Annotated in this window: 31 protein-coding genes; all 31 read left to right on the forward strand. The window is 39.2% G+C overall.

Features of this window, described 5'->3' with window-relative positions:
* Positions 1–261 precede the first annotated feature (261 nt).
* The 31 genes from rpsJ to IV88_RS07745 all read left to right on the forward strand — a co-directional run bounded on the left by rpsJ (position 262) and on the right by IV88_RS07745 (position 16008).
* Positions 262–570, forward strand: coding sequence for a 30S ribosomal protein S10 (gene rpsJ / locus IV88_RS07595; protein ID WP_057800306.1), 309 nt, complete (start codon positions 262–264; stop codon positions 568–570).
* 30 nt (positions 571–600) lie between these two features.
* The gene (gene rplC / locus IV88_RS07600; RefSeq protein WP_057800307.1) at positions 601–1236 is read left to right on the forward strand and encodes a 50S ribosomal protein L3; all 636 of its coding nucleotides are present in this window, start codon (positions 601–603) and stop codon (positions 1234–1236) included.
* Between the two features lie 17 nt (positions 1237–1253).
* On the forward strand, positions 1254–1877 hold the full coding sequence (gene rplD / locus IV88_RS07605) for a 50S ribosomal protein L4 (RefSeq protein ID WP_057800308.1): 624 nt from the start codon (positions 1254–1256) through the stop codon (positions 1875–1877).
* Positions 1877–2164: a 50S ribosomal protein L23 gene (gene rplW, locus IV88_RS07610; RefSeq protein WP_057800309.1), complete on the forward strand. Its 288-nt coding sequence runs from the start codon at positions 1877–1879 to the stop codon at positions 2162–2164. Before rplD ends, rplW begins: the two co-directional genes overlap by 1 nt.
* A 28-nt stretch (positions 2165–2192) precedes the next feature.
* Positions 2193–3041, forward strand: coding sequence for a 50S ribosomal protein L2 (gene rplB / locus IV88_RS07615; protein ID WP_057800310.1), 849 nt, complete (start codon positions 2193–2195; stop codon positions 3039–3041).
* Between the two features lie 27 nt (positions 3042–3068).
* Complete coding sequence (gene rpsS / locus IV88_RS07620; RefSeq protein ID WP_057800311.1) at positions 3069–3350, forward strand: 30S ribosomal protein S19; 282 nt, start codon at positions 3069–3071, stop codon at positions 3348–3350.
* Between the two features lie 12 nt (positions 3351–3362).
* The gene (gene rplV, locus IV88_RS07625) at positions 3363–3719 is read left to right on the forward strand and encodes a 50S ribosomal protein L22 (protein WP_057800312.1); all 357 of its coding nucleotides are present in this window, start codon (positions 3363–3365) and stop codon (positions 3717–3719) included.
* Between the two features lie 3 nt (positions 3720–3722).
* A complete protein-coding gene (rpsC, locus tag IV88_RS07630; RefSeq protein WP_057800313.1) occupies positions 3723–4379 on the forward strand; it encodes a 30S ribosomal protein S3 in 657 nt (218 codons plus the stop codon).
* A 14-nt stretch (positions 4380–4393) separates the two neighbouring features.
* A complete protein-coding gene (gene rplP / locus IV88_RS07635; RefSeq protein WP_057800314.1) occupies positions 4394–4828 on the forward strand; it encodes a 50S ribosomal protein L16 in 435 nt (144 codons plus the stop codon).
* Positions 4818–5012, forward strand: coding sequence for a 50S ribosomal protein L29 (gene rpmC, locus IV88_RS07640; protein WP_002832266.1), 195 nt, complete (start codon positions 4818–4820; stop codon positions 5010–5012). The genes rplP and rpmC overlap by 11 nt, the downstream gene beginning before the upstream one ends.
* Before the next feature lie 26 nt (positions 5013–5038).
* Positions 5039–5305, forward strand: coding sequence for a 30S ribosomal protein S17 (rpsQ, locus tag IV88_RS07645; RefSeq protein WP_057800315.1), 267 nt, complete (start codon positions 5039–5041; stop codon positions 5303–5305).
* Positions 5306–5354: 49 nt separating this feature from the next.
* Positions 5355–5723, forward strand: a complete 369-nt coding sequence (gene rplN, locus IV88_RS07650) for a 50S ribosomal protein L14 (RefSeq protein WP_014215723.1) — start codon at positions 5355–5357, stop codon at positions 5721–5723.
* Between the two features lie 33 nt (positions 5724–5756).
* Complete coding sequence (gene rplX / locus IV88_RS07655) at positions 5757–6068, forward strand: 50S ribosomal protein L24 (RefSeq protein ID WP_057800316.1); 312 nt, start codon at positions 5757–5759, stop codon at positions 6066–6068.
* Positions 6069–6093: 25 nt separating this feature from the next.
* A complete protein-coding gene (gene rplE, locus IV88_RS07660) occupies positions 6094–6636 on the forward strand; it encodes a 50S ribosomal protein L5 (protein WP_057800317.1) in 543 nt (180 codons plus the stop codon).
* An 18-nt stretch (positions 6637–6654) separates the two neighbouring features.
* On the forward strand, positions 6655–6840 hold the full coding sequence (locus IV88_RS07665; RefSeq protein WP_057800318.1) for a type Z 30S ribosomal protein S14: 186 nt from the start codon (positions 6655–6657) through the stop codon (positions 6838–6840).
* A 34-nt stretch (positions 6841–6874) separates the two neighbouring features.
* A complete protein-coding gene (gene rpsH / locus IV88_RS07670) occupies positions 6875–7273 on the forward strand; it encodes a 30S ribosomal protein S8 (protein WP_057800319.1) in 399 nt (132 codons plus the stop codon).
* Positions 7274–7301: 28 nt separating this feature from the next.
* Entirely contained in the window at positions 7302–7838 is a 537-nt protein-coding gene (gene rplF / locus IV88_RS07675) for a 50S ribosomal protein L6 (RefSeq protein ID WP_057800320.1), read from the forward strand.
* Between the two features lie 48 nt (positions 7839–7886).
* Positions 7887–8243 carry a 50S ribosomal protein L18 gene (gene rplR, locus IV88_RS07680; RefSeq protein ID WP_083486870.1) on the forward strand — a complete coding sequence of 119 codons (357 nt, stop codon included), beginning with the start codon at positions 7887–7889 and terminating at the stop codon, positions 8241–8243.
* Positions 8244–8262: 19 nt separating this feature from the next.
* Entirely contained in the window at positions 8263–8766 is a 504-nt protein-coding gene (rpsE, locus tag IV88_RS07685; protein ID WP_057800322.1) for a 30S ribosomal protein S5, read from the forward strand.
* 7 nt (positions 8767–8773) lie between these two features.
* Positions 8774–8956: a 50S ribosomal protein L30 gene (rpmD, locus tag IV88_RS07690; protein WP_147165287.1), complete on the forward strand. Its 183-nt coding sequence runs from the start codon at positions 8774–8776 to the stop codon at positions 8954–8956.
* A 26-nt stretch (positions 8957–8982) separates the two neighbouring features.
* Entirely contained in the window at positions 8983–9417 is a 435-nt protein-coding gene (rplO, locus tag IV88_RS07695; protein WP_057800324.1) for a 50S ribosomal protein L15, read from the forward strand.
* Positions 9417–10715, forward strand: a complete 1299-nt coding sequence (secY, locus tag IV88_RS07700; protein WP_057800325.1) for a preprotein translocase subunit SecY — start codon at positions 9417–9419, stop codon at positions 10713–10715. Before rplO ends, secY begins: the two co-directional genes overlap by 1 nt.
* 36 nt (positions 10716–10751) lie before the next feature.
* A complete protein-coding gene (locus tag IV88_RS07705) occupies positions 10752–11411 on the forward strand; it encodes an adenylate kinase (RefSeq protein ID WP_057800326.1) in 660 nt (219 codons plus the stop codon).
* Positions 11412–11559: 148 nt separating this feature from the next.
* The gene (gene infA, locus IV88_RS07710) at positions 11560–11778 is read left to right on the forward strand and encodes a translation initiation factor IF-1 (protein WP_057800327.1); all 219 of its coding nucleotides are present in this window, start codon (positions 11560–11562) and stop codon (positions 11776–11778) included.
* A 26-nt stretch (positions 11779–11804) separates the two neighbouring features.
* Positions 11805–11924 carry a 50S ribosomal protein L36 gene (gene rpmJ / locus IV88_RS07715; protein ID WP_002832248.1) on the forward strand — a complete coding sequence of 40 codons (120 nt, stop codon included), beginning with the start codon at positions 11805–11807 and terminating at the stop codon, positions 11922–11924.
* Between the two features lie 24 nt (positions 11925–11948).
* Entirely contained in the window at positions 11949–12314 is a 366-nt protein-coding gene (rpsM, locus tag IV88_RS07720) for a 30S ribosomal protein S13 (protein WP_057800328.1), read from the forward strand.
* Between the two features lie 21 nt (positions 12315–12335).
* Entirely contained in the window at positions 12336–12725 is a 390-nt protein-coding gene (gene rpsK / locus IV88_RS07725; RefSeq protein WP_057800329.1) for a 30S ribosomal protein S11, read from the forward strand.
* Between the two features lie 83 nt (positions 12726–12808).
* Complete coding sequence (locus IV88_RS07730; protein ID WP_057800330.1) at positions 12809–13753, forward strand: DNA-directed RNA polymerase subunit alpha; 945 nt, start codon at positions 12809–12811, stop codon at positions 13751–13753.
* A 21-nt stretch (positions 13754–13774) separates the two neighbouring features.
* Positions 13775–14158, forward strand: coding sequence for a 50S ribosomal protein L17 (gene rplQ / locus IV88_RS07735; protein ID WP_057800331.1), 384 nt, complete (start codon positions 13775–13777; stop codon positions 14156–14158).
* A gap of 183 nt (positions 14159–14341) precedes the next feature.
* Positions 14342–15184, forward strand: a complete 843-nt coding sequence (locus IV88_RS07740) for an energy-coupling factor transporter ATPase (protein WP_057800332.1) — start codon at positions 14342–14344, stop codon at positions 15182–15184.
* Positions 15160–16008, forward strand: coding sequence for an energy-coupling factor transporter ATPase (locus tag IV88_RS07745; protein WP_057800333.1), 849 nt, complete (start codon positions 15160–15162; stop codon positions 16006–16008). The genes IV88_RS07740 and IV88_RS07745 overlap by 25 nt, the downstream gene beginning before the upstream one ends.
* Positions 16009–16027: the final 19 nt, after the last annotated feature.

Genomic DNA, 16027 nt, shown 5'->3' on the forward strand with positions numbered 1-16027 from the left:
TGTTGCACTTGATTTGACAATTCGGGTTTTTTATTTTGTAATCAAATTGTCTTTAAAAAGGGTTGTCAAACTCCCATTTATCATGTATTATGGATAAGTACTTGAAATTTGGAGGGGTGTAGTATGCCCTCTAAATTGATAGACAATAGAGGAGCTGTGATGTGAAAGGTTGCGACACACCCGGCCGCTTTGCCACGAGGGTGTGGCGGTAATTTTCACGGAGCTAGTCTTATTTTGAAAATAGACGAAGGAGGTAACACAATGGCAAAACAAAAAATTCGTATTCGCTTAAAGGCCTACGAACACCGCATTTTAGATCAATCTGCTGACAAGATCGTTGAAACAGCACAACGTACTGGAGCAACAATTTCGGGTCCAATCCCATTGCCAACAGAAAGAACAGTTTATACTGTATTGAGTTCACCACATAAGTTTAAAAAAGCTCGTGAACAATTCGAAATGCGAACACACAAACGATTGATCGATATCGTTAACCCAACACCAAAGACAGTTGACTCATTGATGAAACTTGACTTGCCAAGTGGTGTAGATATTGAAATCAAACTATAATTTTTACAAATAATATATGGAGGTGTACTCATGACCACAAAAGGAATCTTAGGAAAAAAAGTCGGTATGACTCAGGTCTTTACTGCAAACGGTGAACTTGTTCCCGTAACTGTTATCGATACAACTCCTAACGTTGTACTTCAATTGAAAACTGTTGAAAACGATGGTTATTCAGCCGTACAACTTGGTTTTGACGATAAACGTCAAGTATTGAGCAACAAACCTGAACAAGGTCATGTTTCAAAAGCAAACACAAATCCTAAGCGCTTCATCCATGAAATCAGAGATGTCGAGCTTGGAGAAACAAAAGTCGGTGACACATTAAGTGCTGACGTATTCGAAGCTGGCGACATCGTTGATGTTACTGGTACTACTAAGGGACATGGTTTCCAAGGTGTTATCAAGAAAGATGGACAAAGTCGTGGTCCGATGGCGCACGGTTCTCGTTATCATCGTCGTCCTGGTTCTCTCGGTGCTGTTATTAACCGAGTATTCCCAGGAAAGAAGTTACCTGGTCGTATGGGTAACAACACAGTTACTATTCAAAACCTTGAAATCGTTAAGGCTGATACAGAAAATAACGTACTCTTAGTTAAAGGTAATGTACCTGGTTCAAAGAAATCATACTTAGTTGTTAAGAGTGCTGTTAAGAAAGCATCTAAATAAGAAGGGAGGACCAATAAATGACTACCGTTTCATTATTTAAACAAGACGGCGCACAAAATGGTGACGTCGACTTAAACGCAGATATCTTTGGTATCGAACCTAATAACGACGTTATCTTCGAAGCTATCGTTATGCAACGTGCTTCAATGCGTCAAGGAACACATGCAGTTAAAAACCGTAGTGCTGTTCGTGGTGGTGGTAGAAAGCCATGGCGTCAAAAGGGTACTGGACGTGCTCGCCAAGGTTCAATCCGTTCACCACAATGGCGTGGTGGTGGTATCGTCTTCGGACCAACTCCAAGATCATATGCTTACAGCATTCCTAAGAAAATGCGTCGTTTAGCATTGAAGTCAGTTCTTTCACAAAAAGTTCTTGACGAAAGCTTGGTTGTTGTTGATACATTCAATTTTGACACACCAAAAACAAAAGACTTTGCTCAATCATTAAGCAAACTTAATGTTGAAAAGAAAGCATTGTTAGTTCTTGAAGAAGAAAACGAAAGTGCTGTATTGGCTGCTCGTAACTTGCCAAATGTTAAAATCGTTAAACCTGATGGTATTAATGTTTTGGATATTGCAAACAGCGACAAACTTGTCATTACACAAAAGGCTCTTTCTCAAGTAGAGGAGGCTCTAGCATAATGGAATCACGTGATATTATCTTACGTCCCGTTGTCACTGAAAGCTCAATGGCACTCTTGGACGATAAACGTTATACATTCGATGTTGATCCACGCGCTACTAAGACACAAGTTAAAAAAGCTGTCGAAGAAGTCTTCGACGTTAAAGTTATTAAAATTAACATTATGAATGTTAAAGGTAAGCTTAAACGCCAAGGCCGTTACGCTGGTTACACAAAGAAACGCCGTAAGGCAATTGTTAGCTTATCAGCTGACTCAAAAGAAATTCAATTATTTAGCGAAGAATAAATAATAGTAAGTATAGGAGGGAAACAACGTGGGGATTAAGAAATACAAACCAACGACGAATGCTCGTCGTGGTATGACTCAATTGGACTATAGTGAAATCACTAAAAAAGCTCCTGAAAAGTCATTGTTAGAATCTCAAAGCCATACTGCTGGTCGTAATAACTCTGGTCGCATGACAGTTCGTCATCGTGGCGGTGGTAACAAGCGTCAATACCGTGTTATCGATTTCAAACGTATTAAAGATGATGTTCCAGCAACAGTTAAGGCAATCGAATATGATCCAAACCGTACAGCAAACATTGCACTTCTTGTTTATGCTGATGGTGTTAAGTCATACATCATTGCACCAAAAGGTTTGAAGGTTGGAGATAAAGTTCAATCTGGACCTGATGCAGATATCAAAGTTGGTAATACATTACCACTTAGTGATATTCCTGTTGGTACTGTTATTCACAATATCGAATTAAAACCTGGTAAGGGTGGACAACTTGTTCGTTCAGCTGGTACTTCAGCTCAATTACTTGGTAAAGAAGGTAAATACGTCCTTGTTCGTTTAACTTCATCAGAAGTTCGTATGATTCTATCAACATGCCGTGCAACAATTGGTGCTGTTGGTAATGAAGAACATGAACTTGTAAATGTTGGTAAAGCTGGTCGTACTCGTTACGCTGGTCAACGCCCACATGTTCGTGGTTCTGTAATGAACCCTAACGATCATCCACATGGTGGTGGTGAAGGTAAAGCTCCTATTGGTCGTCCATCACCTCTATCACCATGGGGTAAGAAGACTATTGGTAAGAAAACTCGTAACAAGCACAACAAATCAACTAAATTTATCGTTCGTGGTCGTAAACGCGGTCGCTTAGGTAATATCTAGAACAAGCTTTCATAAGGAGGTCAAATAATGGGTCGTAGTTTAAAAAAGGGACCATTCGCTGACGAACATCTTTTGAAAAAAATTGATGCTCAAAAAGATTCAGATAAAAAATCTGTAATCCGCACATGGTCACGTCGTTCAACAATTTTCCCTAGCTTTATTGGTTACACTATTGCAGTCTATGATGGAAGAAAGCACGTTCCAGTTTACATTCAAGACGATATGGTTGGTCATAAGCTTGGCGAATTTGTTCCAACACGTACTTTCCGTGGTCACGGTGGTGACGACAAGAAAACAGCTGGTAAATAAGGAGGATGAATCATGGCTGAACAAGTTACATCTGCACAGGCAACTGCAAAGACTGTTCGAATTGCCGCTCGTAAGGTTCGTCTCGTAGTCGATCTTATCAGAGGTAAAAGCGTCGCTGAAGCTTTTGCAATTTTAAAATTCACACCACGTGGTGCTTCACCTGTAGTTGAAAAGGTATTGAAGTCTGCAGTGGCAAACGCTGAAAATAATTTTGACTTAGATCGTGAAGATTTGGTTATCAGCAAAGTCTTTGTTAATGAAGGACCAACGTTAAAACGTTTCCGTCCCCGTGCAAAGGGTTCTGCTTCACCAATTAACAAACGTACAAGTCATATTACTTTAGTAGTATCAGAAAAACAGGAGGGATAACACGTGGGTCAAAAAGTAAATCCTAATGGATTCCGTGTCGGTGTCATTCGTGACTGGGAAGCAAAATGGTATGCTGATAAAGATTTTGCTAAATTCCTAGCTGAAGATATTAAGATTCGTGAATTCGTCGCAAAGCAACTTGCTGACGCATCAGTATCAACCGTTGAAATTGAACGTGCCGCAAATCGCGTTAATGTTTCAATTCATACTGCAAAACCAGGAATGGTTATCGGTAAGGGTGGTTCTGAAGTTGAAAAGTTACGTAAACAATTAAACAATTTAACTGGCAAACGTGTTCATATCAACATCGTTGAAATCAAGAAACCTGATCTTGAAGCTAAACTTGTTGGTGAAAACATCGCTGCTCAATTAGAAGGTCGCGTGGCATTCCGTCGTGCGATGAAACAAGCTATGCAACGTACAATGCGTTCTGGTGCAAAAGGAATTAAGACACAAGTCGCTGGTCGTTTAAATGGTGCTGACATGTCACGTGTTGAACACTATTCAGAAGGAACAGTTCCTCTACACACATTACGTGCTGATGTTGACTATGCATGGGTAGAAGCTCGTACTACATACGGTCAATTAGGTGTTAAAACCTGGATCTATCGTGGTGAAGTATTACCCGCAGTTAAAGAAACAAAAAGAAACGCTAAATAAGGAGGGAAATACACATGCTAGTACCAAAACGAGTAAAGCATCGTCGTGAGCACCGTGGTAAAATGCGTGGTGCCGCAAAGGGTGGCAAGACTGTTACATTCGGTGAATTCGGCTTACAAGCTGTAACTTCACATTGGATTTCTAACCGTCAGATTGAAGCAGCCCGTGTCGCTATGACTCGTCACATGAAACGTGGCGGTAAGGTCTGGATTAAAATTTTCCCTCACAAGTCCTACACTTCTAAAGGTGTTGGTGTTCGTATGGGTAATGGTAAAGGTACTCCAGAAGGCTGGGTAGCTCCAGTAAAACGCGAAAAGGTAATGTTCGAAGTTGGTGGTGTTTCAGAAGAAATTGCACGCGAAGCTTTAAGACTTGCAGCAATGAAACTTCCTGTTAAAACTAAGATTATCACTCGCGAGGAAGTAGGTGGCGAATCAGATGAAGGCTAAAGAAATTAATGAGTTAACCACTGATGAAATGATCAATAAAGAAAAAGAATACAAGGATGAGTTATTTAACTTGCGTTTCCAACTTGCAACTGGTCAATTGGAAAACACTGCTCGCCTAAAGGCTGTTCGTAAGAACATCGCTCGTATTAAAACAGCTCTACGTCAACAAGAATTAAACAAGTAGAAGAATACGAAGGGAGGACTTAATTAATGAGTGAAGAACGTAACGCTCGAAAAGTTTACCAAGGACGTGTTGTTTCAGATAAGATGGATAAGACAATTACTGTTCAGATCGATACTTATAAAACACACCCTGTCTATGGAAAACGTGTTCGATATTCAAAGAAGTACAAAGCACATGATGAAAATAACGAAGCTAAGACTGGCGATATTGTAACAATTATGGAAACTCGTCCATTGTCTGCTACAAAACGATTCCGTTTGTTAGATATTGTTCAAAAAGCAGTTATTATCTAAATTCTAGAAATTCGTATTCTGATACACACATGAAGGGAGGACACTAACTGTGATCCAACAAGAGAGTCGTTTAAAAGTTGCTGACAATTCTGGAGCACGTGAACTTTTAGTTATTAAAGTTTTAGGTGGTTCACATGTAAAATTTGGTTACATTGGTGATACAATCGTAGCTACTGTAAAGCAAGCAACACCAGGTGGCGTTGTCAAAAAAGGTGACGTTGTAAAAGCCGTTGTTGTTCGTACAAAACAAGGTGCACACCGTACTGATGGTTCATACATCAAGTTCGATGAAAATGCAGCTGTGTTAATCAAAGACGATAAGAGCCCTCAAGGAACACGTATCTTTGGCCCCGTTGCACGTGAATTACGTGACAAGGACTACATGAAGATTGTTTCCTTAGCGCCTGAAGTACTGTAATTTATCATCGGATCGAAGGAGGTGCGACACCCAATGTTCGTAAAAGTAGGCGACAAAGTTCGCATTATTAGCGGAAAAGATAAAGGCAAGGAAGGTACCATCAAAAAAACTCTTGCTAAAGAAAATCGGGTAGTTGTTGAAGGCTTAAACATGATTAAAAAACATCAAAAGCCAAACAATGCCAACCCACAAGGTGGAATCCTTGATATCGAAGCACCAATCGCTGTATCAAACGTTATGCTTATTGACCCTTCAACTAATGAACCTACACGTGTTGGTTTTAAGTTTGTTGACGGTAAGAAAGTTCGCGTTTCAAAAAAATCTGGCGAAAGTATCGACAAATAATTATTGAAGGGAGGAAATAATTTTCATGGCAAATCGTTTGAAAGAAAAGTACGTTAGTGAAATCACACCAGCAATGGTTACTAAGTTTGATTACACTTCTGTAATGCAAGTACCAAAGGTTGAAAAGATTGTTTTAAACATGGGTGTTGGTGACGCTGTTACTAACGCTAAGAATCTTGATGAAGCAGTTGCTGAACTTGCTCTTATCTCTGGTCAAAAACCACTTGTTACAAAAGCTAAAAAGTCAATTGCTGGCTTCCGTTTACGTGAAGGTATGTCAATTGGTGCTAAAGTAACTCTTCGTGGCGAAAGAATGTATGATTTCTTGGACAAGTTAATCAACGTTTCACTTCCACGTGTTCGTGACTTCCATGGTATCAGTTCAAAGGCCTTTGACGGTCGTGGTAACTATACGCTTGGTGTTCGTGAACAATTGATTTTCCCAGAAATTGATTATGATAATGTTAATCGTGTTCGCGGTTTAGATATTGTTATCGTTACAACTGCAAATACAGATGAAGAATCACGTGAGTTATTGGCACAATTAGGAATGCCATTTGAAAAGTAAGCGAAGGGAGCTATAAATTTGGCTAAAAAATCATTAGTAGTTAAGAGTGAACGTCCAGCAAAGTATTCAACACAAGCTTACACTCGTTGTGAACGTTGTGGCCGTCCACACTCTGTATACCGTAAATTCCATTTATGCCGTATTTGCCTTCGTGAATTAGCTCATGAAGGACAAATTCCTGGTATGAAGAAAGCTAGTTGGTAAACAATAAACCAGAGTAAAAGGAGGGTAATACTTAATGTCTATGACTGATCCTATTGCAGACTTTCTAACTCGTATTCGTAACGCCAACATGGTGCGTCACGAATCATTAGAAGTACCTGCATCTAAAATCAAACACGATATTGCCGAAATTCTTAAGAATGAAGGTTTTATCAAAGATGTTGAATACATTGATGATGACAAGCAAGGTATCATTCGCGTATTCCTTAAATATGGAAAGAACAATGAACGTGTAATCACAGGTTTGAAGCGTATTTCAAAACCAGGTTTACGTTCATACGTTAAATCAGATGAAGTTCCTAAGGTATTGAACGGTTTAGGTATCGCAATTATCTCAACTTCACAAGGTGTCGTAACAGATAAAGAAGCTCGCGCTAAAAAAATTGGTGGCGAAGTATTAGCTTATATCTGGTAATAATTAATAAACAAGGAGGTGTCTTCGAATGAGCCGTATCGGTAATAAACCAGTTGAAATTCCAGCTGGTGTTGAAGTTAAACAAGATGGCAACAACGTAACTGTAAAAGGTCCTAAAGGTGAACTTAATCGTGAAATCAGCAAAGACATTACAATGAAGATTGATGGCAACGTCATTTCATTCTCACGTCCAAGCGATGATAACAAGATGCGTGCACTTCATGGAACAACTCGTGCAAACGTCAACAACATGGTTGATGGCGTTGTAAATGGTTTTGAAAAGAAACTTGAGTTAGTCGGTGTTGGTTATCGTGCACAACTTAAGGGCAAGACATTAATCTTGAACTTAGGTTACTCAAACCCAGTTGAAATGGAAACTCCTGAAGACTTAAAGGTCGAAGTTCCTGACAACACACATATCAATGTTAGCGGGATCAGCAAACAACGTGTTGGTGATTTAGCTGCTGAGATTCGTGCCGTACGTTCTCCTGAACCTTATAAAGGTAAGGGTGTTCGTTATGTTGGAGAATATGTACGTCTTAAAGAAGGTAAAACAGGTAAATAAAGCAGCTTGATTTAGTCAGCTGATAATCAAATAGTAGAGGTGAATATTTTGATTTCTAAACCAGATAAGAACAAGTCACGTCAACGTCGTCACTCACGCGTTCGTGCAAAGATCTCTGGTACTGCAGAGTGCCCACGCTTAAATGTATATCGTTCTAATAAAAACATCTACGCTCAAATTATTGATGACGTAGCGGGTGTGACGCTAGTTAGTGCCTCAACAATAGATAGCGAAGTATCAGGCGGTTCGAAGACTGAAGTCGCAAGCCAAGTTGGTGCTTTAGTAGCTAAACGAGCTGTTGAAAAGAAAATTGAAAATGTCGTTTTTGATCGTGGTGGATATATCTATCATGGTCGCGTGCAAGCTTTAGCAGAAGCTGCTCGTGAAAACGGACTTAAATTCTAGGATAGGAGGGAAAACGAACATGTCGAAGTTTATCGATCCAGATAAGTTAGAAATCGAAGATAGTGTTGTTTCTATCAACCGTGTTACTAAGGTTGTTAAAGGTGGACGTCGTCTACGCTTTGCTGCATTAGTTGTTGTTGGTGATAAGAATGGTCACGTTGGTTTCGGAACTGGTAAAGCACAAGAAGTACCAGAAGCTATTCGTAAGGCTGTTGAAACTGCACGTAAGAGCTTAATTGAAGTTCCTATTGTTGGAACAACTATCCCTCATGAAATCATTGGTACATTCGGTGGTGGCCGCATCCTATTGAAGCCAGCTCCAGAAGGTTCTGGAGTTGCTGCTGGTGGTGCTGTTCGTGCCGTTATGGAATTAGCCGGTATTGGTGATGTTACAAGTAAGCGTTTGGGTTCAAACACTCCTGTTAACGTTGTCCGTGCTACTTTCGAAGGCTTAAAGAATATGCACAATGCTGAGGAAGTTGCTGCCCTTCGTGGTGTTTCAGTAGACCACTTAGCTGAATAAGGAGGAAATATTAATGTTAAAGATTACTCTCATTAAAAGTGCAGTACATCGCCTCCCTAAGCAACGTAAAATTGTTAAAGAATTGGGATTAGGTCGTGTTAACAGTTCTGTTGTCCTACCTAATAACGAGGCTACTCGTGGAGCAATTTTCCACATTGCACACTTAATTGAAGTTGAAGAAGTTAAATAATTTTTTGAGATTGGAGGTTCCTTTGCATGAAGTTGAATGAATTAAAAGCTAGTGAAGGCTCACGTACATCGCGCAAGCGTATTGGCCGTGGTACTTCTTCTGGTAACGGAAAAACTGCTGGTCGTGGACAAAAAGGTCAAAAGGCTCGTGGTAAAGTACGTCTTGGATTCGAAGGTGGCCAAATGCCATTGTACCGTCGTATTCCAAAACGTGGATTCACTAACATCAACCGTAAAGAATATGCTGTTGTAAACTTAGATCGTCTCAATGTTTTTGATGATGGTGCTGAAGTTACTCCAGAAGCATTACTTAAAGCTGGCATTATCAGCAAACAATTAAGTGGTGTTAAAGTTCTTGGAAACGGCGAAGTTTCAAAGAAGCTTACAGTTAAAGCTAATAAATTCTCTGATAGCGCTGTTAAAGCAATTGAAGCTGCTGGTGGTAAAACTGAGGTGATTTAATGCTATCGACTATCAAAAACGCTTTATTAGTGAAAGATATTAGAAATAAAATTCTCTTCACACTTGGTGTTTTGATTGTATTTCGATTAGGAGCATTTATCACTGTGCCGGGCGTTAATGCTAAGGCACTTGCAAGCATTTCGTCTTCTGGCTTAGTCGGAATTCTTAATACTTTTAGTGGTGGGGGATTAACGAACTATTCCATCTTTGCGATGGGTGTTTCACCTTACATCACTGCGCAAATTATTATTCAACTTTTACAGATGGATATTGTGCCGAAGTTTGTTGAATGGAGCAAACAAGGTGAGGTCGGTCGTAGAAAGTTGAATCAGGTTACTAGATACTTCACAATCGTTTTGGCATTTGCTCAATCGATAGGTATCACGGCAGGATTTAACTACTTAAGTAGTATGCATTTAGTTGATCAACCGAATGTTCAAACCTTCGTCACGATTGGTTTGATTCTAACGGCTGGAACAATGCTTACAACCTGGATGGGGGATATGATTACTGAACGTGGTATTGGTAATGGTGTCTCAATGATTATCTTTGCAGGTATCATTGCTAGAACTCCAACAGGGATTAAACAAATCTACACTGAACAATTCCTTAACACTCCCAAGAGTCAATGGGTACAGAGTTATCTCTATGTCGGGATTCTTCTGATTGCAATTATTGCAATTGTGGTTTTCGTAACTTGGGTTCAACAAGCTAGTCGTAAAGTTCCTATTCAGTACACTAGAAGAGCTTCTGGTGCACCTGAAAGCAGTTATCTTCCGTTAAAGGTTAATGTAGCGGGAGTTATCCCTGTTATTTTTGCTAGTTCGTTTATTTCTACACCGCAAACGATTCTGATGGCATTTGCAGCCAATCATTCCGATGATAGTTGGTATCAAGTGCTTAAAGATGTCTTCAATATGCAGACTACGGATGGAGCAATTTTATATACTGTATTGATTGTTCTGTTTACATTCTTTTATGCTTTTGTTCAAGTCAATCCTGAAAAACTTGCTGAGAATCTACAAAAGCAAGGTAGCTATATTCCAGGCGTTTGGCCCGGACAAGAAACTCAAAACTATGTATCGCGTTTATTAATGCGACTTAGCGTTGTGGGAGCTCTATTTCTTGGCTTAGTTGCTTTAGTTCCTTTATTAGCAAGTAACATTTGGGGCCTTGACGAATCAATTGGTCTTGGTGGAACAAGTCTTCTAATTGTTATTGGTGTTGCTATTGACTTAGTAAACCAAATTGAAGGTTTAATGATGAAACAAGAATATGTAGGATTTATCCGTGAGTAAGTATAAAGTTGATTAATTGTTTAGGGGAGAATTTAAATGACTAAATTAAATCTTGTATTAATGGGTCTACCGGGTGCAGGTAAAGGTACTCAGGCTCAACGAATTGTAGAAGATTTTAAGATTCAACACATTTCTACTGGTGACATTTTCCGTGAAGCCATGAAGAATGAAACCAAGATGGGTGTTGAAGCTAAAGGGTTCATTGATAAAGGTGAATTAGTTCCTGATAGTGTTACAAACGGAATTGTTGAGGATCGTTTATCAATGGATGACGTAAATGATGGCTACATGCTTGACGGATTTCCTAGAAATCTTGATCAAGCTAAGGCACTTGATGAAATGACTGGCCGTCTAAACAAACCTGTTACTGCTGTTATTAACATTCATGTTGATCCAGAAGTATTAATTGCTCGTTTGTCTGGTCGTTTCATTTGTAAAAACTGTGGTGCTACATATCACAAGCTTTACAATCGTCCAAAGGTTGAAGGAACCTGCGATGTCTGCGGACATCATGAATTCTATCAACGTGAAGATGATAAGCCTGAAACAGTAAAAAATCGAATTGCTGTTAACACAAAACTTAACACGCCTTTGATTGATTACTACGAAGACAAGCATCTCCTTTACAATATTAATGGAGATCAGGATATTGATGATGTTTATTCTGAAATCCAGAAGGTCTTAAAAGCCCTTTAATTGTGCTTGTCTATCATACATTTAAAATTGTTGTTATTTGCAAATAGTTTTTTCGTATGGTAAACTCTCTAAGGTTTAGCTTCGAGTAATATACTTTGGAGCTTTTTCGTGAGTTTAGTATAGGAAAGTTATGGGAGGCACAAATTTAGTGGCTAAAGATAATGTCATTGAAATTGAGGGTATGGTTAAAGAAACCTTACCTAATGCGATGTTTAAAGTAGAACTTGAAAATGGTCATGAGATTCTTGCCCATGTTTCGGGTAAGATTCGAATGCATTATATTAAGATTCTTCCAGGAGATAAGGTAACCGTTGAAATGTCACCTTATGATCTGTCCAAGGGTCGCATTACCTATCGATTCAAATAGTTTTATTCGTTTAGGAGGATCTATTCATGAAGGTACGTCCATCAGTGAAACCAATGTGCGAACATTGTAAAATAATTAAACGTAAAGGACGCGTTATGGTAATTTGCTCTGCAAATCCTAAGCACAAACAGCGTCAAGGAAAATAATAATTAACTTGGAGGTGAAATTTAATGGCCCGTATTGCAGGTATTGATTTGCCACGTGACAAGCGTATTGTCATTGGCTTAACTTACATTTTTGGTATTGGTAACACAACTGCTCAAAAGATCTTGAAGGATGCTGGTGTATCCGAAGATGTTCGAGTACGTGATTTAACAGCTGATCAAGAAGATAAGATTCGTACGGAAGTTGATAACTACCGTGTCGAAGGTGATCTTCGTCGTTCAGTTAGCCTTGATATCAAGCGACTCCAAGAAATTGGTTCATACCGTGGAATGCGTCATCGTCGTGGGTTACCAGTTCGTGGTCAACACACAAAGAACAATGCACGTACACGTAAAGGTAAAAAAGTTTCAATCGCAGGTAGAAAAAAATAATAAAAGGAGGCTAGCATTTCTATGGCAACCAAACGTAATTCTCGCAAACGTCGAGTAAAAAAGAACATTGAGTCCGGAGTTGCACATATCCACTCAACATTTAACAATACCCTTGTTATGATTACTGATCCTCAAGGAAACGCTGTTGCATGGTCATCAGCTGGTTCACTTGGTTTCAAAGGTAGTCGTAAGTCTACACCATTTGCTGCTCAAATGGCTGCAGAAGCAGCTACTAAAGCAGCTATGGAACAAGGAATGAAAAGTGTAGAAGTTGCTGTTAAGGGTCCTGGTTCAGGACGTGAAGCTGCAATTCGTGCACTACAAGCTACTGGTCTTGAAGTAACAGCTATTCGCGATGTTACACCAGTACCTCATAATGGTTCTCGTCCTCCAAAGCGCCGTCGTGTATAGAGTTCGATTCTATTTGAGGTCAAACTTCTTGATGCATTTAAAATCGAGATGCACAGTGCGTTTTGAAAGGGGTAAAAATTAGAATGATCGAATTTGAGAAGCCAAAGATTCATAAAGTTGATGAGAGCGAAAACTATGGTCGATTTGTTATCGAACCGTTGGAACGTGGATACGGTACAACATTAGGTAATTCACTTCGTCGTATTTTACTTTCATCATTACCAGGGGCTGCTGTTACGAGTGTTCAGATTGATGATGTTTTACACGAATTCTCAACTGTTAAAGGTGTAGTAGAAGACGTTACACAAATCATCTTAAATCTGAAGAAAGTCTCACTTAAAATTGATTCTGATGACGAAAAGTCAATGGAAATTGATGTTAAGGGTCCAGCTACTGTTACTGCTGGTGATATTAGTGCTGATAGCGATGTTACGATTCTTAATCCTGACTTAGCTATCTGTACTGTAGCTGAAGGTGCGACATTCCATGCCCACTTAACAGCTGAAAAAGGACGTGGATATACTTCTGCGGACGAAAATAAGGCTCGAAAGGCTGATATGCCAATTGGTGTATTGCCAATCGATTCTATTTATACCCCAATCGAACGTGTCAATTATCAAGTTGAAAACACACGTGTTGGTCAGCGGGATGATTATGACAAGTTAACACTGGATATTTGGACAGATGGTTCAATTACTCCTAGTGAAGCAACAAGTCTTTCAGCAAAAATCTTAACAGAACATCTTGCAATCTTCGTTAACCTTAATGATCAGGCTAAAGATACTGAAATTATGGTTGAAAAAGAAGAATCTCACAAGGAAAAGATGCTAGAAATGACAATCGAGGAACTTGATTTGTCTGTTCGTTCATACAATTGTTTGAAACGTGCTGGTATCAATACTGTTCAAGAATTGACTGATCGTACTGAAGCACAAATGATGAAGGTTAGAAACCTTGGTCGCAAGTCACTTGAAGAAGTTATTGAAAAACTTAATGCATTAGGTCTTTCATTACGTTCTGAAGACTAATTATAAGGAGGGTTTCCATAGATGAGTTATCGAAAATTAGGTCGCACAAGCTCACAACGAAAAGCTTTACTTCGTGATCTTACAACTGATTTGATTGTTAACGAAAAAATCGTAACAACTGAAGCACGAGCTAAAGAAGTTCGTTCGACTACCGACAAGATGATTACATTGGGTAAACGTGGCGATTTACACGCCCGCCGTCAAGCTGCAGCATTCGTTCGTAACGTTGTTGCTGATGTTGCTGAAGATGGAGACGATATTAAAGTATCATCTGCACTTCAAAAACTGTTTGGTGATTTATCTTCACGCTATGCAGATCGTCAAGGTGGATACACACGTATTTACAAGACAATGCCACGTCGTGGAGACGGAGCTCAAATGGTCGTTTTAGAGCTAGTTGACTAAGCTTTAACGATTTTTAAAATTAACAAATCTATCACTAAGGTATTGGTAGGGTGTTACGATGATGGAGAAATCCGAGTCTAGCCCACGGTGAGTCGTTTATTCGACTGACTATCAGTATCTTCAGTGATTTTTTTGTGTCCTGATATGGTAGAATTAAAATCATATTATTCGGGAGAACAGGCAATGGAAAATTTGGTTACGGTTGAACATCTTACATATAAATATCAACAAAATGATGAACGACCGGCTTTATCGGATGTTTCATTAAATATAGAAAAAGGGTCATGGACTGCAATTGTAGGCCGTAATGGTAGTGGCAAGAGCACGCTAGCCCGTTGTATTGATGGCTTACTAGATTTTAAACAGGGAGTTATTAAAGTTGGTGGTATTGAATTAACCAACGACTCAGTTTGGCAAGTTAGAGATCAAATCGGTATGATTTTTCAAAATCCAGACAATCAATTTGTTGGTGCAACTGTTGAAGATGATGTTGCGTTTGGTATGGAAAATAAGAATATTGATACTGAAACTATGCATAAGACGGTTAATCAAGTTTTAGAACAGGTTCGAATGACCGAGTTTAAAACACATCAACCGGACCAGCTTTCTGGTGGACAGAAGCAGAGAGTGGCAATTGCTGGAGTCTTAGCTGTTGCACCAGATTTGATTATTTTAGATGAGTCAACGAGTATGCTAGATCCTGAGGGTCGCGTAGAAATACTCAGTTTAATTAAAGAATTACATCAACAAAAGGGGCTCACGGTAATCTCTATAACTCATGATGTTAATGAAGCGACTTTGGCTGATCATGTTATTGTATTAAATAATTCTGTAATTGCTGGTGAGGGCACACCTGAATCAGTATTTACGAACCACAAGTTAATGAACTTAACAGGATTGGAGCCTCCATTTACAGAACGTTTAAAATGGAGTTTAGAAGCAAAAGGCTTGAATCATTTCGATCATCAGTTGATGAGTGAGAAAGGTATGGTGGATAATTTATGGCAATTACGATCCAAAAAGTAAATTATACTTATCAGCCAAACACTCCGTTTGCGTTTCAATCTTTGTTTGATATTAATTTAGCTATTAAAGACGGATCTTATACGGCTGTGATTGGTCATACAGGTAGTGGTAAATCCACTTTGATTCAACATTTAAATGGTTTGCTAAAACCTACTAGTGGCATTGTTGTCGTTAATGGTGAAGAAATTAATACTAAGTCTAAGAACAAACAACTGCTTAAAGTGCGCAAAAACGTTGGACTTGTTTTCCAATTTCCCGAGAGTCAGTTATTTGCTGATACTGTTCTTGAAGATGTTAAGTTTGGCCCGATTAATTTTGAAATTGAAGATAGTAAGGCCACTAGCTTAGCTGAAGACTCTCTTAATAAGGTCGGTATTCCAAAGGAGCTGTGGTCCCGTTCTCCGTTTGAACTATCAGGTGGTCAAATGAGACGTGTTGCAATTGCTGGAATAATTGCTATTCACCCTGAAATACTAATTCTTGACGAACCAACCGCTGGATTGGATCCCCAGGGAAGAACGGAAATGATGACGCTCTTTAATGAATTGCATCAATCAGAGAATATGACAGTTATTTTAGTGACGCATCAAATGAATGATGTTTCTAATTATGCTGATCATGTTGTCGTATTGGAAAAAGGTCATGTTATCAAACAAGATTCACCACAGAAAGTCTTTTCTGATCCCGATTGGTTAAAACAACATCATTTAAGCTTGCCAGAAGTCACAGAAATGGCGTTTGAACTGCAAGAAAAGGGCTTTGTCTTCAAGACTATGCCACTTACGGTAGAACAGCTTACAGATGAAATTATTAGCCAGACCTAAGGTAATAAGTCAAGAGAGG

Origin of the sequence: Pediococcus argentinicus (genome assembly GCF_001437605.1) — a bacterium.
In the GTDB taxonomy this organism is placed as follows: domain Bacteria; phylum Bacillota; class Bacilli; order Lactobacillales; family Lactobacillaceae; genus Pediococcus; species Pediococcus argentinicus.

Excerpts from the sequence above, each read along its gene's own strand:
- rplW (WP_057800309.1), top strand. The coding sequence starts at position 1,877 with ATGGAATCACGTGATATTATCTTACGTCCCGTTGTCACTGAAAGCTCA.
- rpsQ (WP_057800315.1), top strand. The coding sequence starts at position 5,039 with ATGAGTGAAGAACGTAACGCTCGAAAAGTTTACCAAGGACGTGTTGTT.
- rplE (WP_057800317.1), top strand. The coding sequence starts at position 6,094 with ATGGCAAATCGTTTGAAAGAAAAGTACGTTAGTGAAATCACACCAGCA.
- IV88_RS07740 (WP_057800332.1), top strand. The coding sequence starts at position 14,342 with ATGGAAAATTTGGTTACGGTTGAACATCTTACATATAAATATCAACAA.
- rpmC (WP_002832266.1), top strand. The coding sequence starts at position 4,818 with ATGAAGGCTAAAGAAATTAATGAGTTAACCACTGATGAAATGATCAAT.
- rpsJ (WP_057800306.1), top strand. The coding sequence starts at position 262 with ATGGCAAAACAAAAAATTCGTATTCGCTTAAAGGCCTACGAACACCGC.
- rpsS (WP_057800311.1), top strand. The coding sequence starts at position 3,069 with ATGGGTCGTAGTTTAAAAAAGGGACCATTCGCTGACGAACATCTTTTG.
- rpsM (WP_057800328.1), top strand. The coding sequence starts at position 11,949 with ATGGCCCGTATTGCAGGTATTGATTTGCCACGTGACAAGCGTATTGTC.
- rplP (WP_057800314.1), top strand. The coding sequence starts at position 4,394 with ATGCTAGTACCAAAACGAGTAAAGCATCGTCGTGAGCACCGTGGTAAA.
- rpmJ (WP_002832248.1), top strand. The coding sequence starts at position 11,805 with ATGAAGGTACGTCCATCAGTGAAACCAATGTGCGAACATTGTAAAATA.
- rplO (WP_057800324.1), top strand. The coding sequence starts at position 8,983 with ATGAAGTTGAATGAATTAAAAGCTAGTGAAGGCTCACGTACATCGCGC.
- rplQ (WP_057800331.1), top strand. The coding sequence starts at position 13,775 with ATGAGTTATCGAAAATTAGGTCGCACAAGCTCACAACGAAAAGCTTTA.
- rpsK (WP_057800329.1), top strand. The coding sequence starts at position 12,336 with ATGGCAACCAAACGTAATTCTCGCAAACGTCGAGTAAAAAAGAACATT.
- rplD (WP_057800308.1), top strand. The coding sequence starts at position 1,254 with ATGACTACCGTTTCATTATTTAAACAAGACGGCGCACAAAATGGTGAC.
- rplX (WP_057800316.1), top strand. The coding sequence starts at position 5,757 with ATGTTCGTAAAAGTAGGCGACAAAGTTCGCATTATTAGCGGAAAAGAT.
- rpsH (WP_057800319.1), top strand. The coding sequence starts at position 6,875 with ATGTCTATGACTGATCCTATTGCAGACTTTCTAACTCGTATTCGTAAC.
- IV88_RS07705 (WP_057800326.1), top strand. The coding sequence starts at position 10,752 with ATGACTAAATTAAATCTTGTATTAATGGGTCTACCGGGTGCAGGTAAA.
- rplV (WP_057800312.1), top strand. The coding sequence starts at position 3,363 with ATGGCTGAACAAGTTACATCTGCACAGGCAACTGCAAAGACTGTTCGA.
- secY (WP_057800325.1), top strand. The coding sequence starts at position 9,417 with ATGCTATCGACTATCAAAAACGCTTTATTAGTGAAAGATATTAGAAAT.
- IV88_RS07745 (WP_057800333.1), top strand. The coding sequence starts at position 15,160 with ATGGCAATTACGATCCAAAAAGTAAATTATACTTATCAGCCAAACACT.
- IV88_RS07730 (WP_057800330.1), top strand. The coding sequence starts at position 12,809 with ATGATCGAATTTGAGAAGCCAAAGATTCATAAAGTTGATGAGAGCGAA.
- rplC (WP_057800307.1), top strand. The coding sequence starts at position 601 with ATGACCACAAAAGGAATCTTAGGAAAAAAAGTCGGTATGACTCAGGTC.
- rplF (WP_057800320.1), top strand. The coding sequence starts at position 7,302 with ATGAGCCGTATCGGTAATAAACCAGTTGAAATTCCAGCTGGTGTTGAA.
- rpsE (WP_057800322.1), top strand. The coding sequence starts at position 8,263 with ATGTCGAAGTTTATCGATCCAGATAAGTTAGAAATCGAAGATAGTGTT.